The organism is Candidatus Omnitrophota bacterium (assembly GCA_018830005.1).
GTDB lineage: Bacteria > Omnitrophota > Gorgyraeia > JAHJTE01 > JAHJTE01 > JAHJTE01.
Window position 1 is genome coordinate 293,946 of record JAHJTE010000001.1, and the last position, 16,588, is coordinate 310,533.

Sequence of the window (16,588 nt, forward strand, 5' to 3'; positions counted from 1 at the left end):
AGTCTTGACGCATGATAATAGCTATGGTAGAATTACAGACAGTTTGCAGCCAGAAACATTAACGTGTTATAAATAATAAAGTTATGAAAAGTTATTTGCGTCTATTACGATTTATCCGTCCTTATCGGCTGATGCTGGGCCTGGCTGTAGTATGCATGATAGCTTCAGCCCTTTTTGATGTAGCCCAGTTGTCCATGGTTGTGCCTCTTGCAGACAAGGTCTTAACAGACAAAAAAATCGTTGTTCCCAAACAATTACCAAAAGGTTTAGCCGGCTTCGTTGACTCTATAAATAATACTGAGCCTTTAAGGTTGTTGTATCTTATGGCCGTTGTTGTAGTTGTGCTTTTTATATTAAAGGGAGTATTTAATTTTATCCAATCTTATTTAATGAGCGATATCGGTCAACGCGTGGTAAGGGATGTGCGTTCGAAGCTATATAGAAAATTGCAAGATTTATCCCTGGATTATTTTACGAGAAAAAGAAGCGGAGAGTTGATCTCCCGCATTACTAATGATGTTAAGCTGATTGAAAATGCAGCAAGTTATGGATTTACTGATTTAGTATATCAGTCGTTTCAGGTAGCAATGTTTACCTTTTTAATTTTCTATATACATTGGAAACTGGCCTTGGTCTCTTTGGTTATTTTACCTCTGGTGAGTATTCCTATTATTTTAGTCGGAAAAGTACTTAAAAGATTAAGCATACGTTCCCAGGAAAAGATGGCAGACATTAATTCCTTATTAGTTGAGACAATCTCCGGAGTACGCATTGTTAAGGCATTTTCCATGGAAGAGGCTGAGACCAATAAGTTTATGACTCATAATCAAGGTTATTATAGAATTACGATGAAGTCAATCAAGCGTATGCTGGTTCTTTCTCCTTTAACGGAGATTATCGGTGTATTTGGTGGAATCTTTGTATTTGTTTGGGCTGGTAAAGAGGTAATTGCAGGAGAATTGTCCTTTGGTGTATTTAGTCTGTTTTTAGGTTCCTTGCTCTCCATGATTCGCCCTTTTAAGAAGCTTTCGGGCGTGCATTCTTTAAACCAACAGGCAATCGCAGCCAGTAACCGCGTCTATGAGGTCTTTGATACCAAGGCCACTGTGAGTGAGAAAGAAGGAGCAATTACACTCCCACCAGTTAAAAAGAACATCATATTCGACTCCGTAAGTTTTAAATATGAGGATAATGATGTATTAAATAATATAAATCTTGAAGTTAATGTAGGTGAGGTCTTGGCCATAGTTGGGCCAAGCGGTGTTGGCAAAAGCAGTTTAGTCGATTTAATACCAAGATTCTATGACCCGGTTAAAGGAACCATTCTAATTGATGGTGTGGATATTAAAGAAGCGACCTTAAGCTCCTTAAGGGGGCAGATGGGACTCGTAACTCAAGAGACAATTCTATTTAACGATTCTGTGAAGGCAAATATTGCCTATGGAAACACTAATGCGGCATTCGAAGCAATAGTTAAGGCTGCAAAAAAAGCAGGGGCACACGATTTTATTATGAATATGCCTTCTGGTTATGATACATTTATCGGAGATAGAGGTTATAGATTATCTGGAGGTGAACGGCAGCGTCTGGCAATAGCCAGGGCAATATTGAAAAACCCGCCCATATTAATTCTGGATGAGGCAACTTCGCAACTTGACAGCGCTTCAGAGAAAGTGGTTCAAGAAGCGATTAACGAACTTATCGCTGGCAGAACCGTATTTGTTGTTGCTCATCGCCTTTCAACTATAAGAGGCGCTGATAAGATTATTGTTTTGGAAAAGGGTCGCATTGAAGAGATGGGCACACATCAGCAGTTAATTGCAAAGGGCGGCCTATACAAGCTATTACACGATATGCAGCAGACATTGCCAGAAGAAGGCATAGGTTAGCCGCATAAATCCGTCCGCTATTTGGCACCTACCAATTCTTTTTAAGGGGTCAAAACAGCTCAAAATTCGCAAAAAGATCTAATTTTTGGCTGATTTTTTTACATTTTTTGTCAATTTTTTCCAATTTTACGCTAATTTTTTGCGATTTTGCGGTAAAAAAAAAGCTTAAAAATTACTTGCCACAAGTATAAATTTAAGGTATATTATTGAAATTGTCTAATAATAAGGGCAGTAAGGCCCTAATTTAGCGTAAGTTAAGTTTAGTTTGACCTATAATTTATGTTGTCCGTCTTGAGACGGGCTTCATGAGTCACGCGCGCATTAAAGGAGGAGTTAATTTGGCTACAGAGTTTATGAGACAACTTTTAGAGGCAGGAGTTCATTTTGGACATCAAACAAAGCGTTGGAATCCTAAAATGGTGAAGTTCATTTTCGCTAAACGTAACAGTATCTATGTTATAGACTTGGAGAAAACTGTTGTTTGTCTTGAAGAGGCCAAGGCCTATCTTAAAGAATTGACATCCAAAGGGGGAAGTGTTTTGTTTGTTGGTACAAAGAAGCAGGCGCAAGCAGTTATGAAGAGTGAGGCAGAGAGAATTGGCGTTTTCTATATCACAGAACGTTGGGTTGGTGGTATGCTTACAAATTTCCATACAGTGAGAAAGTCTGTTAAGCATCTGAAGGAATTAGAAAAGATGCAGGAAGAAGGCATTATGGCAAAGTTTTCTAAAAAAGAGATTTCTCGCTTGAGTAAAGAGATGCATAAGATGAGAAAGAATTTTTCCGGCATCATGGATATGAAGGAATTGCCAAAGGCCTTATTTGTCGTCGACCCTAAAAAAGAAGATACAGCTGTCAGGGAGGCTAAGCGTTTAGGAATACCGATTGTGGCAATTATCGATACAAATGGCGACCCTGATTTTATTGATTTTCCCATTCCAGGAAATGATGATGCAATAAGATCAATAAAATTGATTGTAACCTGTATTGCCGATGCTGTTTTAGAAGGCAAGCAGGAATTCCTGGATACAAAGAAAGAAGAAGATGTTAAGGCAACCTCTGGCAAAGAAACAGAAGAGGATAGGCCGCAGGAGAATGCGTTGATTGAAGAGGTGCCTCAGATACAGGAAGAATCTGATGAAAAGACTCCTATAAAGACTCCCAAGAGGGCAGTTAAAAAGAGTAAATCTAAGGATGTTGAATAAATTAAGTTAAGGAGAGCTAGCTAGCGATGGCAAACAAAGTCAATATTATAAAAGAATTAAGAGAGATCACTGCAGCTGGAATGACTGATTGTAAGAAGGCGCTTGAGAAGGCAGGCGGCAATAAAGATAAGGCATTGGATATCCTACGGCGACAGGGTTTAGATATTGCCAAGAAGAAGGCAGGCCGGACAGCAGGAGAAGGTCGAGTCGAGTCTTATGTGCATACTGGTTCTAAATTAGGCGTTTTGGTAGAAGTAAACTGTGAAACTGATTTCGTAGCAAGGAATGAAGAGTTTATTCGCTTTACTAAAGATATAGCGATGCAAATAGCAGCAACAGCCCCTACTTATGTTGATTTTGAATCTGTGTCTAGCGATTTGAAAAAGGAGATTAAAAAAGAAGAAGAAGCCGAATATCGTAAAGTCCATTGTTTACTTGAGCAGCCTTTTATCAAAGAGGCCTCAAAGACAGCCGGCGATTGTCTGGTTTCCTTGATTGCTAAGATGGGCGAGAATATTATCATAAAAAGATTTGTTCGATTTTCTATAGGTTAATAATGAAAAAACCAGCGTTTAAACGTATAGTTTTAAAATTAAGCGGAGAGGCATTATTAGGTCGCAGTAAGGAGCATGGTATTGATATGCATACCTGCAAGGTTATCGCTCATCAAGTAAAAGAGATTGTTCAGATGAATGTTCAGGTAAGCCTTGTTGTGGGTGGTGGCAATATATTTCGCGGCCAGGAGAACGAAAAGTCTTTCGGCATCGAAAGAACTGTCGGGGATTATATGGGGATGTTAGCAACCTTGATTAATGGGCTGGCACTTCAGGACATATTAGAAGGTATGTCTGTTCCGACAAGAGTAATGACAGCCATAGAAATGCATCAGATTGCCGAGCCTTACATTAGACGCAGGGCTATCAGGCATCTGGAGAAGGGACGTGTGGTTATATTTGCTGCTGGAACAGGCAACCCCTATTTTACAACCGATACAACGAGCGCTTTGCGCGCCATGGAGATAAAGGCTGACGTAATTTTGAAAGCGACGCGAGTCGATGGCGTATATTCTGCTGATCCGCTCAAAGATAAGTCTGCTAAAAAATTTTTCCGGCTTTCCTACCTTAGCCTTTTAAAGAAAGGATTAAAGATTATGGATGCTACAGCAATAAGTCTGTGTATGGATAACGGCTTGCCTATAATCATTTTTAATCTTTTAAAATCCGGCAATATAAAGAAAGCGGTCTTAGGAGAAAAGATCGGCACTATAATCCACTAAAAGACTGCTCGCTAAAATATCTTAATTTTAAGCTAAGAGGGTATTTGCGATGGAAGTAAAAACTATTTTACGTGAAACCGAAGACAAAATGAAGAAGACAATTGAGTCTGTGCAGCGAGAGTTTGCTCATATAAGGACAGGAAGGGCGCATTCTAGTATAGTTGAGGGGATACATGTAGATTATTATGGAGCCCCGACTCTGATAAAGCAGATCGCCTCTATTTCCGTTCCTGATGCAAGGCTTCTGGTAATACAGCCCTGGGATGTTTCTGCTATTGCTGAGATTGAAAAGGCAATTATTAAGGCAAATTTAGGACTCAACCCTACTAATGACGGAAAGATTATCCGTTTGAGCATTCCTCAGTTGTCCAGGGAAAGAAGAGATGAACTGGCCAAGATGGTAAAAGATATGGCAGAGGACGGAAGAGTATCTTTACGTACGATTAGACGCGATGCAGTTGAGATAGTTAGACACTTGGAAAAAGACTCCAAGATTACTGAGGATGAGCGCTTTAGGACCCAAGATAATATTCAGAAGATCACCGATAGATGTATTAGTAAGGTTGATGAAATTCTCAAGAACAAAGAGAAGGAGCTAGTAGAGTTTTAAATTAGAAAAGTATTATTAGGTAACAGTCCTGCAGAGTCTTTCCTGTAAGATAACATAACGATTTTATAGGGCAGGTCGCGTGGGACTGTTTCTTATGTTTGGACTATTAGAAATCATAATACTGATTTTTGTTGAATTAATATAAAAAATAGTGAGATCTTAATTTCGTTCGTTGATAATAAAATAAAGAATAACTATGGGCCACTAGCTCATCCGGTAGAGCACCGCTCTTTTAAGGCGGGTGTGCCGCGTTCAAGTCGCGGGTGGCCCAAGTTTGCGCGGATGTGGTGGAATTGGCAGACACGTATGGCTTAGGACCATATGGGGTAACCCATGGGGGTTCAAGTCCCTCCATCCGCATAAATTGCGAGCGACATGCGAGGGTAGCTCAGCTGGTAGAGCTTCTCGTTGCCAACGAGAAGGTCGCGGGTTCAAACCCCGTCCCTCGCTCCAAGATTTTCCTAATAATAATTTGTAACTAAATTAATACTTAATTAGACGGAGGCTTTTGATGAAAGTGATGGATTTTTTACCCAAGAAGGCAATCAGTTCAAATCTCAAAGGAAGTAATAAAGACGAGGTTATTTCAGAGCTACTTGATTTATTGATTTCTGCAGGAGAGGTCGATAAAAAAAACAAGGCTAAAATAATTAATATACTTCTTGCGCGGGAGTCGCTTGGTTCTACTGCCATCGGACAGGGCATAGGAATTCCTCATGGAAAAAGCGATTGCGTAACAAAATTAGTTGCTGCATTTGGCCTATCAAGGAGCGGCGTTGATTTCGATTCATTAGACGCAGAGCCGGTGTATCTGTTTTTCCTATTGCTTGCGCCTCAAGATTCAGCTGGTCCACATCTAAAGGCCTTAGCAAGAATCTCTCGTCTTTTAAAAGACAGCTATTTTCGTGAAAAGCTGAAAGAGGCAAAGGATGAGGCTACTATATTAAAGATCATCTCTCAAGAAGACGAAAGAAAGGCCTAACATGCTTACTAAAATAAAAAGAATTATAAAATGGCTCTATCCTGGAATGAAGGTAAAACGCTGGATCCTCTTAACAGGAGGCGGCCTGCTTCTTTTTGGTTATGGTTGGGCAAGATTAATATTTGATGAATTCCTGGTTATCAAGTTCTTCGATGCATTTATCATCTTGGTGGGAATAGGTATGATTATTGCCGGCATTAAGAAATTGATGAAATCCTTTATTACGGTTTTCTTGCCGGAGAGAGAAAGGGAATTGGTAGATATTATGTATCGCAAGCGGCAACTCGAGAAGGGTACTAAGATTATTGCCATCGGCGGTGGAACCGGACTGTCAACGTTGCTGCAAGGTTTAAAAAGTTTTACTAATAATATTACTGCTATTGTTACTGTGGCTGATGATGGTGGTTCTTCTGGTCGCTTGAGAGAACAATTCGATGTATTGCCACCCGGAGATATCCGCAATTGCCTTGTTGCCTTAGCTGATGCTGAGCCTCTAATGCAGAATCTGTTTCAGTTTCGCTTTGAAGGTGACACGGAGTTTAAAGGTCACAGCTTTGGCAATATCTTTCTGACTGCTATGACTAAACTTACTGGCGGAGATTTTGAAAAGGCCATTGAGCAGTCAAGTAAGGTATTGGCTATCCGGGGTCGGGTTGTACCTGCGACTTTAGAAAGAGTGACTTTAGAAGCTAGCTACTTTGATGGCAGCAAGACTCTTGGTGAGGCAAAGATTCCCAGTAAGGGTGAGCCTATTAAACGTATTTCTTTAAGGCCTGCAATGATTAGGGCCTCAAGTAGTGCCTTAAAGGCAATTGAAGAAGCAGAGCTAATTATATTAGGTCCGGGTAGCCTCTATACAAGTGTTATACCAAATTTATTAATTCAGGATATAGTTGATAATATAATAAAGTCACACGCATTTAAGATCTATACCTGTAATGTTATGACTCAAGGAGGCGAGACAGACGGATATACTGCCTTTGACCATTTAAAGGCATTAATTAATCATACAAATAAAAAGATCGTTGATGCTTGCGTAGTGAACAATGCTAAGATCCCAGAACATTTTTTGAATAAATATAGAGAAAAGCAATCATTTCCTGTTATTGCTGATAGTCAAAAGATTCGCGAGGCAGGATACTTGGTTGTGGAGGAAGACCTAGTTAATTTCACAGATTTTGTAAGACATGATAGTAAAAAATTGGCTAAAACCATAGTGAATATAATTGCGAATTATGTCTAAAAGATAAAGCCATGCACATTATCGAAAAAGAAGTCGTTATCCAGAATAAACAGGGCTTACATGCTCGGCCAGCAGCATTATTTGTACAGCTTGCCAATAAGTTTGATTCAAATATTACTATTAAGAAGGGTGCTCAAGAGGTTAATGGAAAGTCGATCATGGGGATTCTAATGCTTGCTGCTGAAAAAGGTTCGCGTGTAGCGATAGTCGCTGAAGGTGATGATGCCGCTGAGGCAATAGAACAATTAATCGCATTGGTTAGTAAAGATGAGTAATTATATTGAATTAAAAGGAATACCCGCCGCACCAGGCGTAGCAATCGGTAGAGCTTATATATTTGGTAAGCAGGAGCTCAGGGTTCTAAAGAAACCAATTGAGGCCCCGGAGGTTCCCTTAGAGATTGCCCGTTTTGAAGAGGCGTTGATTAAGACTCGAAAAGAGATTATAGATATCCAAAAGAGGATATCCAAAGATATGGGCGCTGAAGGTAGTGAGATCTTTGACGCCCATCTACTTGTTCTGGAAGATAGAATGTTGATTGACGAGGTGATTACCAGATTAAAGAAAGAGAAGGTTTGCATTGAATATATCTTCTCCCAGGCGCTCAAAAAATACATGGATGTCTTTTCAAAGATCGAGGATGAGTATTTACGAGAGAGGATATCTGATATCAATGATGTAGGTAGACGCGTTATCCATAATCTAATGGGCAAGAAACAGAAGAGCCTAACCGATTTAGAGGAACCGGTGGTTGTTGTTGCCCACGAACTTTCTCCTTCTGATACTGCAACAATGAACAAAAAGCACGTCATTGCCTTAATTACTGATATAGGAGGCAGGACCTCTCACACTGCTATTTTAGCTAAGAGTTTAGAGATACCTGCTGTTGTGGGATTGGAACAGGCTACTCTTGCTATAAGAGGCGATGACAGGCTTATTGTAGACGGTCGCCAAGGCGTTGTTATTGTTAATCCTACTCAGGAACATATCAGTAAATATGCCAAGGTAAAAGAAGATAACCTAAGTCGTGTTGCAACGGTGCAGGAGTTTAAGGACTTATCGCCTGTGACTCTTGATGGCAGAAAAATTATATTGGCTGCTAATATTGAGTTGCCGGAGGAGGTAGATTCTGTACTCGCTCATGGCGCTGAAGGAATAGGGCTTTATCGCACAGAGTTCTTCTATATGAATAGAAGGGACCTTCCTTCTGAAGAAGAGCATTACAACAGATATAAGGTAGTTGCCGAGAAGGTAGCCCCAAATGCAGTAATTGTTCGCACCCTTGATTTAGGAGGGGATAAATTTATATCAACATTAAAAGTTCCTCATGACATGGCGCCATTTTTAGGCTGGCGCGCAATACGTTTCTGTTTGGCTAAGCCTGAATTTTTTAAGGTACAGTTGCGCGCAGTGTTACGTGCATCTAGCCACGGTAATTTAAAATTGATGTATCCGATGATTTCCGGGGTAGAAGAATTAAAACAGGCTAATGAACTCTTGGAAGAGTGCAAACAAGAGCTAAGAAAGGAGGAGGTCTCCTTTGATGAAGATATTGAGGTCGGGGCAATGATAGAGGTTCCTTCCGCTGCCTTAACCTGCGATATCTTGGCTAAGGAGGTAGACTTCTTTAGTATTGGGACGAATGATTTAATTCAGTATTCTCTCGCTGTAGATAGAAGCAACGAAAAGGTCGCTTATCTTTATGAGCCTGCACATCCGGCTGTGTTACGTTTAATCAAGAGTATAATAGATGCCGGACATAAGGAAAATATCTGGGTTGGTATGTGCGGTGAGATGGCGGGTGAGCCAGCATTTGTTATTTTACTCTTGGGTTTGGGTCTTGATGAGTTTAGTGTTTCCACTGTTGCTATTCCGGAGATTAAGCGTATTATTCGTGCGGTTAGTTACAACCAGGCAAAAGAAATAGCTGATAAAGCATTAACGCTGTCTGATTCCAAAGCAGTAGAAGAATTTACTAGCAGAAAATTGAACGAGATTGTTAAATTATATTAGGAAAGGAGAAAAATGAAGGCAATATTACTTGCAGCCGGTTATGCTACCAGGCTTTATCCTTTGACCTTAAATTTTCCCAAGGCATTGCTGCCTATTAATTGCGTGCCGGTTATTAATATTATTATCCATAAATTGGAATTGATCCCTGATATAAATGAGATTATAGTTGTGACGAATAATCGTTTTCATACTGATTTTAAGAATTGGGCTAAAGAATATCATTTCAAAAAGAAGGTAACTATCCTCAATGATAAGACAGCCTCAGATGAGGATAAATTAGGAGCCATCGCCGATCTAGGTTTTGTAATTGATAAAAAGAATATAAAAGAGGATATTGTCATTATTGGCGCTGATAATCTTTTTGATGCAAAGTTAGGAAATTTCATAAAATGGGGCAGGGAATCAAAAAAGATTTGCGTTGGACTTTTTGACTTTAAGAAAAAAACTGAGGTAACAAAATACGGTGTTGTTCGGATTGGCCGCAATAGAAAGATTACAAATTTTCAAGAGAAGCCAAGACAACCTAAGTCGACCCTGGTGGCAATGTGTCTATATTATTTTCCCAAGGGAAAGGGAAAGATTATTGATAGGTATTTGCGCTTGAGTCAGAAAAAAGATGCAGTTGGACACTATATTAGCTGGCTTGTTAAGAAGGGTTACGCCTATGGTTGGGTTTTTAACGGCAGATGGTTTGACATCGGAGATAAAAAACAGTACTTTAAAGCAAACAAGACATTCCAGACGGTAATACACCCTGATTTAATATAATATTTACACAGATACTTACTTATATCTGTGTTGAAAAGAAAGGAAGGAAAAAGTATGCACAAAGAAAAAATATTTTTTACATCTGAATCAGTAACAGAAGGTCATCCCGATAAGTTGTGTGATCAGGTTTCTGATTCTATTCTTGATGAGGTATTGAAACAAGATCCTGCTGGACGCGTCGCCTGTGAGACATATGTAACTATGGGTTTGATTATTGTCGGTGGAGAAATCACAACCTCTAGTTATATTGATGTTCATGGCGTTACCAGAAATACTATTCGTGAGATTGGCTATGACTCGCCTAAGTACGGATTTGATTATAAAACCTGTGCCATACTTAATGCGATACATGCACAGTCTCCCGATATTGCCCAGGGTGTTGATCGTGGCGGAGCAGGCGACCAAGGCATGATGATTGGTTATGCCTGCGATGAGACCGATGAGCTTATGCCTCTGTCCATAGTCCTGGCCCATAAATTGGTGTCTAGGTTAACGCATGTGCGAAAAAATAATATTTTAAAATTCTTAGGGCCTGATGGTAAATCCCAAGTTACAGTTCAATATGAGGCAGGCAGACCGGTTCGAGTAGATTCGATAGTTCTGGCAACGCAACATACAGAAACTGTTCTTGATAAGACAGGTACAAAAATGAAACCTTCTGCCAAGGCTGTAATTATTGACAAGGTTGCTAGGCCTGTTTTAGGCAGATGGATAGATAAGAAGACTAAGTTTTTTATTAATGAAACGGGTAAGTTCCTTGTTGGTGGTCCCCAGAGTGATACGGGTATGACTGGCAGAAAGATTATTGTGGATACTTATGGTGGTGTTGTTGCTCATGGTGGCGGTGCCTTTTCAGGTAAAGACCCATCAAAGGTAGATAGATCAGCAGCATATATGGCACGCTATATAGCAAAGAATATTGTTGCGGCAAAATTGGCCAAGAGATGCTTAATTCAGCTTTCCTATTGTATTGGGAGGGCTGATCCATTATCGATAATGGTTGACACTTATCAAACATCTAAAATCTCCGATAGTAAATTAGTAAGCTTAGTGAGAAAGGTCTTTCCGTTAACGCCGCGGGGAATAATCAATTGTCTGGATCTTTTAAGACCCATTTATAAGCAGACGGCTGCTTATGGCCATTTTGGCCGTAGCGCTAGTTTTGGTTTTAACTGGGAAAGAACAGATAAAGTAAAGGAGCTATTAAAGGAACTAAAATGAAAAAAAATTACGATATAAAAGATATACGCCTTTCTAAAAAGGGTCGCGCAAGAATCGAGTGGGCAGAAAGGGACATGAAGGTTACCTCCGGAATTCGCGAGAGATTCAAAAAGGAGAGGCCTTTAGCCGGAGTAAGAATTACTGCTTGTTTGCATGTGACGACTGAAACAGCAAATTTAATGCGGGTTTTAAAAGCAGGCGGCGCCAAGGTTAATTTATGTGCTTCAAATCCCTTAAGTACTCAGGATGATGTGGCTGCTTCGCTCGTGCATGATTTTAACATTAGTGTCTTTGCCATTAAAGGTGAAGATAAACGCACATACTATAAGCACATTGTTAATGCACTTGCTATAAGGCCTCAGATTACTATGGATGACGGAGCAGATTTAGTATCCACCTTACATAAAGAGCCTTTAAGATTTGGTATAGATTCATGCATAGGAGGAACAGAGGAGACTACAACTGGAGTTATTAGATTGCGGGCGATGCAGGAAGATAACGCCTTATCTTATCCCATAATTGCTGTTAATGATGCCCAGACAAAATATATGTTTGACAATCGCTATGGCACTGGTCAGTCAACTATTGACGGAATAATTCGCTCCACCAATAGATTACTGGCTGGATCGAATTTTGTTGTCTGCGGTTATGGTTGGTGCGGTAGGGGCGTTGCTATGCGCGCCAAAGGCATGGGCGCTAAGGTTATAATTGTCGAGGTAGATGCCTTGAGGGCCTTGGAAGCGACTATGGATGGTTTTAGGGTAATGCCGCTATCCCATGCAGCAAAGATTGGTGACATATTTTTAACTACCACAGGCGATATAAATGTAATTGATGAAAAAGACTTCCACCTCATGAAAGACGGCGCTATAGTTGCCAATTCCGGACATTTTAATGTAGAAATAAATATTGTTGCTTTAAAGAAGATGAGTAAAAGCGTAAGGCCGATTAGGGACTTTGTGCTTGAGTATACATTAAAGAAAAATAACAAAAAGATTTACATCCTAAGCGAGGGAAGATTAGTTAATCTTGCTGCTGCTGAAGGCCATCCGGCGCAAGTTATGGATATGAGCTTTGCTAATCAGGCGTTGTGCGCTGAATATATTTTTAAGAATAGTAAAAGTTTAGAAAACAAGGTTTATCCTGTGCCTTTAGATATTGATAAAGGGATCGCCAAATTAAAGCTGGATTCTATGGGAATAAAGATAGATACCTTAAGTCCAGAGCAACGGAAATATTTATCGAGCTGGCAGCAGGGAACACTCTAATTTCGTATATCGCATGAAAAGGATCGCAGTACTTACCTCAGGCGGTGATTCGCCGGGAATGAATGCAGCAATTCGGGCTGTTGTTCGCTACGCTGATTTTAAAAAAATAGAAACGCTGGGAGTAATTGCAGGTTACAAAGGTTTGGTTGAGGGGAACATTATCTCTTTAAATCGGCGTTCAGTTTCAAATATAATCAATCGCGGCGGCACAATTTTAAAAACAGCGCGTTGCGAGGAATTTAAGACAAAACAAGGTCAAAAAAAAGCAGTTGAGGTTATAAGAAAAAATAAAATTGATGGTGTGGTTGTAATCGGTGGCGATGGTTCTTACCGAGGAGCGCACGCACTTTCTTCCTGGGGGGTCCCAACAATAGGCGTTCCGGGTACGATTGATAATGATATCCGCGGTACAGATAAGACCATTGGTTGTGATACTGCAGTAGATACAGCACTAGAGGCTATTGATAAAATTCGTGATACTGCTACAAGCCTAGAGCGCATATATGTTATTGAGGTAATGGGTAGGCTTTCAGGATATATCGCTATTCAGGTTGCCTTGGGTGCTGGAGCTGAGGATTGTATAATTCCCGAAATAAAATTTGACATCAACAAGATGTGTAAGGATATCAAAGAGGGGAATAGAAAAGGAAAGGCGAGTTGGATTATAATTGTTGCCGAAGGAGCAGCCAATGCCGTTGATGTTGGAAAAAAGATTAGCAAGATAACGGGTTTAGAAAATCGCGTAGCAGTGTTAGGGTATATACAAAGAGGCGGTGTGCCCACTGCACCTGACCGAATTTTAGCAATTCGCCTCGGTGCCGCTGCCGTGGATTTATTAACTAAGGATAAGACTGATAAGGCCGTAGGTATTTTAGGAGGAAGGATAAACGTAGTTGATTTAGAAGAGGCCTCTAAGAAGCGAGATATCGAAGTGGACGCTTTGTATCGACTCATACGCATAGTCACCTAAGAAGAAGGAGGAAACATTGGCAAACTTAAATATTGATAATATGGTTTATGAGCTCGTAACCTCTAAAGATATAAGTCAAAAACATGAGATAGCTGTTAAAATCAGAAAACAGGCTCAGAAACAAGGAATATACCTAGCCTCTATTTATAACCTATATAAGGCACGTAGCCAGAATAAATTTAGCGGTTTTACGGTTCCGGCCATAAATTTACGTGCCCTCACTTATGATTTGGCAAGGGCAATATTTCGCGTAGGCAATAGGCTCGCTAGCAGCGCCTTTATCTTAGAAATTGCCCGTTCAGAAATGGGTTACACTGATCAATCGCCAACAGAATACGCAGCCGTGTGTTTAGCAGCAGCTTTAAAGGAGAATTTTAAAGGTCCTGTATTTGTACAAGGCGATCATTTCCAGGTTAATGCCAAGAAATTTGCCAATAATGACAAGAAAGAGACTGAGGCACTTAAAGATGTAATTTTTGACTCAATAAATGCAGGCTTTTTTAATATTGATATTGATAGTTCAACACTTGTTGATTTAGATAAGTCTGATAAGCTAGAAGAGCAACGTCTGAATTTTGAAATTTGTGCCCAGATGAGTGCCTTTATTAGAGAGATAGAGCCAAAAGGCATAACTGTTTCTATCGGCGGCGAGATTGGCGAGGTAGGAAAGGCTAATAGCACTCCTGAGGAGCTGGATGCCTTCATGCAAGGATATAATGAGGCAATATCAAAGACGAATAAGCTAGAGGGCCTGGCTAAAATAAGCGTTCAGACCGGCACAAGCCATGGAGGTGTTGTGCTGGCTGATGGAACAGTTGCCAAGGTAAAGCTTGACTTTGATACCTTAAAGATATTATCTAGAAATGCCCGCCAGAAGTATGGTATGGCAGGGGCAGTTCAGCATGGCGCTTCGACTTTGCCTGAGGATGCATTTGGAAAATTCCCTGAAGTCGAAACAGCCGAAGTCCATCTTGCAACTCAGTTTCAGAATATGATTTATGAACATGAGGCCTTTGGGCAAGGTTTACGAGCTAAAATGTATGATTGGATCGGAAAAAATTGTGCTGCAGAAAAAAAACCGGAGGAGACCGACGATCAATTTATCTACAAATTACGTAAAAAGGCCTTAGGTCCGTTTAAAAAAGAACTTATGGATTTGCCAGTTGCTACTAGAGAAACAATAGCCTCCTCTATTCAAGAGAAATTTGAATTTCTTTTTAAGCAATTAAAAATAGATAATACGCGTGATTTAGTTGCTGCGTTTGTTTTGCCGGTTAATATTGGAATTAGTAAAGAATTAAAACGGCCAGCAGAAGTTAGGCACTTTGAAGGAGATGATTAAATATGCCTAAGAGGCGAAAAAAAGTTAGAAGGAAATCTAGAAAAGTAACTAGAAAGCCAAAGAAAAAACCAGCTCTGAAAGTCAAAGAAAAAGAGAAAAAGGAATTGTCTTTGCGTTCAGATATTACAAAGAAAGGCGTTGAGCGTATTCCGCACCGCGCCCTGCTTTATGCTACGGGCTTAACACCTCAGGATATTGATAAGCCATTTATTGGGATAGCCTCTTCTTTTTCTGATTTAGTTCCGGGTCATATAAATATGCGTTCTCAGGAACGGGCAATTGAGGCTGGGATACATTCTGCAGGAGGTAGGCCATTTATCTTTGGCGTGCCAGCTGTTTGTGACGGAATTGCAATGGGTCATTCTGGAATGCGCTATTCATTGCCATTGCGGGAAATAGTTGCTGATTCAGTTGAGACAGTGGCGAATGCGCATCAGTTGGATGGTTTAGTTTTGTTAACGAATTGCGATAAGATTACCCCTGGTATGCTTATGGCAGCAGCGCGGCTTAACATCCCTGCGATTGTGGTTACTGCAGGACCAATGTTAACGGGTAGGATGCGTGGTAAGCGCTTATCCTTAGTGCGCGACACATTTGAAGCAGTTACTAAGGCTAAAAAAGGTGAGATAAAACCCGATGAGTTAGAGAAGTTAGAAACCTGTACCTGTCCAGGAGCAGGTTCTTGTCAAGGGCTTTATACTGCAAATACCATGTCCTGCCTTACTGAAACATTAGGCATGTCACTTTCAGGTTGCGCTACAGCTGGCGCAGTTAGTTCCAAAAAGGCACGTATTGCCTTTGAATCAGGCAGGAGAATTATTGATTTAGTGAAGAAGGACATCAGGCCAAGAAGCATTTTAACGCGCACAGCCTTTGAGAATGCAATAACCGTTGATATGGCCTTAGGCGGTTCAACTAATACTGTTTTGCATCTATTGGCAATTAGCTTTGAAGCAAATATTCATTTGCCATTGAAATTATTTGATTTGATTTCACGCAAGACTCCTAATATCTGTTCACTTGAGCCTGCGGGAGATTTTTATATGGAGGATTTAGAGGCTGCGGGTGGAATAGGAGCTGTTCTGAAGCAGCTAAGACCAAAGCTGAACAATACTCAGACATTGAGCGGTAAATCAATCTATCAATTAGCTGCTGAAGCAAATATCGAGGATGAAGAGGTTATCCGTTCCCTAAATCAGCCTTATAATAAACAAGGGGGCATTGCTATTCTTTTTGGTAATCTTGCTCCAGAAGGTGCAGTAGTAAAACAAAGTGCTGTAAGTAAACAGATGCACCACTTCACAGGAAGGGCTGTTGTCTTTGAATCCGAGGAAGAGGCAATGTCTGCGATTTTAGCTCTCAAGATTAAGAAGGGTCAAGTTATTGTAATTCGCAACGAAGGCCCTAAAGGAGGCCCGGGAATGAGAGAGATGCTTTCGCCTACTTCTGCTATTGTAGGTATGGGCCTTTCCGATAGTGTTGCTCTAATTACCGACGGAAGATTTTCCGGAGGTACACGCGGACCTTGCATTGGTCACATAAGCCCGGAAAGTATTGCAGGTGGTGTAATTTCAATTGTCGAGAATGATGATCGAATTGAAATAGATATCTCAAAGAGAAAAATAGAGCTACTTGTTTCTAAGAAAAAGATTATAGAGAGACTAAATCAAAAAAAGGCTATAGTAAAGCCAAAAGAACTGAGTGGCTATCTGGCAAGGTATGCTAAATTGGTAAGCTCTGCTAATTTAGGCGCTATACTTCGTTAACAAGGGATAGACAGAAAATCTTGATCAGTCCGGAA

Annotated in this window: 15 protein-coding genes and 3 tRNA genes; all 18 read left to right on the top strand. The window is 40.4% G+C overall.

The window, feature by feature from the left end; translation table 11 throughout:
* The first annotated feature begins 83 nt into the window (after positions 1-83).
* On the top strand, positions 84-1,889 hold the full coding sequence (locus KJ593_01600) for an ABC transporter ATP-binding protein/permease (GenBank protein ID MBU2540575.1): 1,806 nt from the start codon (positions 84-86) through the stop codon (positions 1,887-1,889).
* A gap of 338 nt (positions 1,890-2,227) precedes the next feature.
* A complete protein-coding gene (gene rpsB, locus KJ593_01605) occupies positions 2,228-3,094 on the top strand; it encodes a 30S ribosomal protein S2 (protein MBU2540576.1) in 867 nt (288 codons plus the stop codon).
* Between the two features lie 26 nt (positions 3,095-3,120).
* The gene (gene tsf / locus KJ593_01610) at positions 3,121-3,648 is read left to right on the top strand and encodes a translation elongation factor Ts (protein ID MBU2540577.1); all 528 of its coding nucleotides are present in this window, start codon (positions 3,121-3,123) and stop codon (positions 3,646-3,648) included.
* Positions 3,649-3,650: 2 nt separating this feature from the next.
* Positions 3,651-4,370 carry a UMP kinase gene (gene pyrH / locus KJ593_01615; GenBank protein ID MBU2540578.1) on the top strand — a complete coding sequence of 240 codons (720 nt, stop codon included), beginning with the start codon at positions 3,651-3,653 and terminating at the stop codon, positions 4,368-4,370.
* Positions 4,371-4,419: 49 nt separating this feature from the next.
* The gene (gene frr / locus KJ593_01620; GenBank protein MBU2540579.1) at positions 4,420-4,980 is read left to right on the top strand and encodes a ribosome recycling factor; all 561 of its coding nucleotides are present in this window, start codon (positions 4,420-4,422) and stop codon (positions 4,978-4,980) included.
* 198 nt (positions 4,981-5,178) lie between these two features.
* Positions 5,179-5,251, top strand: a tRNA-Lys gene (locus tag KJ593_01625).
* Positions 5,252-5,258: 7 nt separating this feature from the next.
* Positions 5,259-5,340 (top strand) — tRNA-Leu (locus tag KJ593_01630).
* A gap of 17 nt (positions 5,341-5,357) precedes the next feature.
* Positions 5,358-5,433: transfer RNA gene (locus tag KJ593_01635), tRNA-Gly, on the top strand.
* Between the two features lie 58 nt (positions 5,434-5,491).
* The gene (locus tag KJ593_01640; GenBank protein ID MBU2540580.1) at positions 5,492-5,962 is read left to right on the top strand and encodes a PTS sugar transporter subunit IIA; all 471 of its coding nucleotides are present in this window, start codon (positions 5,492-5,494) and stop codon (positions 5,960-5,962) included.
* Between the two features lies 1 nt (position 5,963).
* Positions 5,964-7,205 carry a YvcK family protein gene (locus tag KJ593_01645; GenBank protein ID MBU2540581.1) on the top strand — a complete coding sequence of 414 codons (1,242 nt, stop codon included), beginning with the start codon at positions 5,964-5,966 and terminating at the stop codon, positions 7,203-7,205.
* 17 nt (positions 7,206-7,222) lie between these two features.
* A complete protein-coding gene (locus KJ593_01650; protein MBU2540582.1) occupies positions 7,223-7,480 on the top strand; it encodes an HPr family phosphocarrier protein in 258 nt (85 codons plus the stop codon).
* Entirely contained in the window at positions 7,473-9,218 is a 1,746-nt protein-coding gene (gene ptsP, locus KJ593_01655) for a phosphoenolpyruvate--protein phosphotransferase (protein MBU2540583.1), read from the top strand. The genes KJ593_01650 and ptsP overlap by 8 nt, the downstream gene beginning before the upstream one ends.
* 12 nt (positions 9,219-9,230) lie before the next feature.
* Positions 9,231-9,986: a nucleotidyltransferase family protein gene (locus KJ593_01660; GenBank protein MBU2540584.1), complete on the top strand. Its 756-nt coding sequence runs from the start codon at positions 9,231-9,233 to the stop codon at positions 9,984-9,986.
* 54 nt (positions 9,987-10,040) lie between these two features.
* Positions 10,041-11,207, top strand: coding sequence for a methionine adenosyltransferase (gene metK, locus KJ593_01665; GenBank protein MBU2540585.1), 1,167 nt, complete (start codon positions 10,041-10,043; stop codon positions 11,205-11,207).
* Positions 11,204-12,475, top strand: coding sequence for an adenosylhomocysteinase (gene ahcY / locus KJ593_01670; GenBank protein ID MBU2540586.1), 1,272 nt, complete (start codon positions 11,204-11,206; stop codon positions 12,473-12,475). The genes metK and ahcY overlap by 4 nt, the downstream gene beginning before the upstream one ends.
* A gap of 13 nt (positions 12,476-12,488) precedes the next feature.
* Positions 12,489-13,445 carry a 6-phosphofructokinase gene (pfkA, locus tag KJ593_01675; protein MBU2540587.1) on the top strand — a complete coding sequence of 319 codons (957 nt, stop codon included), beginning with the start codon at positions 12,489-12,491 and terminating at the stop codon, positions 13,443-13,445.
* A gap of 16 nt (positions 13,446-13,461) precedes the next feature.
* Entirely contained in the window at positions 13,462-14,787 is a 1,326-nt protein-coding gene (locus KJ593_01680) for a class II fructose-bisphosphate aldolase (protein MBU2540588.1), read from the top strand.
* 110 nt (positions 14,788-14,897) lie between these two features.
* Positions 14,898-16,553, top strand: coding sequence for a dihydroxy-acid dehydratase (gene ilvD / locus KJ593_01685; GenBank protein MBU2540589.1), 1,656 nt, complete (start codon positions 14,898-14,900; stop codon positions 16,551-16,553).
* Positions 16,554-16,588 lie beyond the last annotated feature (35 nt).

Coding starts and splice junctions, on each gene's coding strand:
- KJ593_01600 (MBU2540575.1), top strand. CDS start 84: ATGAAAAGTTATTTGCGTCTATTACGATTTATCCGTCCTTATCGGCTG.
- tsf (MBU2540577.1), top strand. CDS start 3,121: ATGGCAAACAAAGTCAATATTATAAAAGAATTAAGAGAGATCACTGCA.
- pyrH (MBU2540578.1), top strand. CDS start 3,651: ATGAAAAAACCAGCGTTTAAACGTATAGTTTTAAAATTAAGCGGAGAG.
- frr (MBU2540579.1), top strand. CDS start 4,420: ATGGAAGTAAAAACTATTTTACGTGAAACCGAAGACAAAATGAAGAAG.
- KJ593_01640 (MBU2540580.1), top strand. CDS start 5,492: ATGAAAGTGATGGATTTTTTACCCAAGAAGGCAATCAGTTCAAATCTC.
- KJ593_01645 (MBU2540581.1), top strand. CDS start 5,964: ATGCTTACTAAAATAAAAAGAATTATAAAATGGCTCTATCCTGGAATG.
- ptsP (MBU2540583.1), top strand. CDS start 7,473: ATGAGTAATTATATTGAATTAAAAGGAATACCCGCCGCACCAGGCGTA.
- KJ593_01660 (MBU2540584.1), top strand. CDS start 9,231: ATGAAGGCAATATTACTTGCAGCCGGTTATGCTACCAGGCTTTATCCT.
- metK (MBU2540585.1), top strand. CDS start 10,041: ATGCACAAAGAAAAAATATTTTTTACATCTGAATCAGTAACAGAAGGT.
- ahcY (MBU2540586.1), top strand. CDS start 11,204: ATGAAAAAAAATTACGATATAAAAGATATACGCCTTTCTAAAAAGGGT.
- pfkA (MBU2540587.1), top strand. CDS start 12,489: ATGAAAAGGATCGCAGTACTTACCTCAGGCGGTGATTCGCCGGGAATG.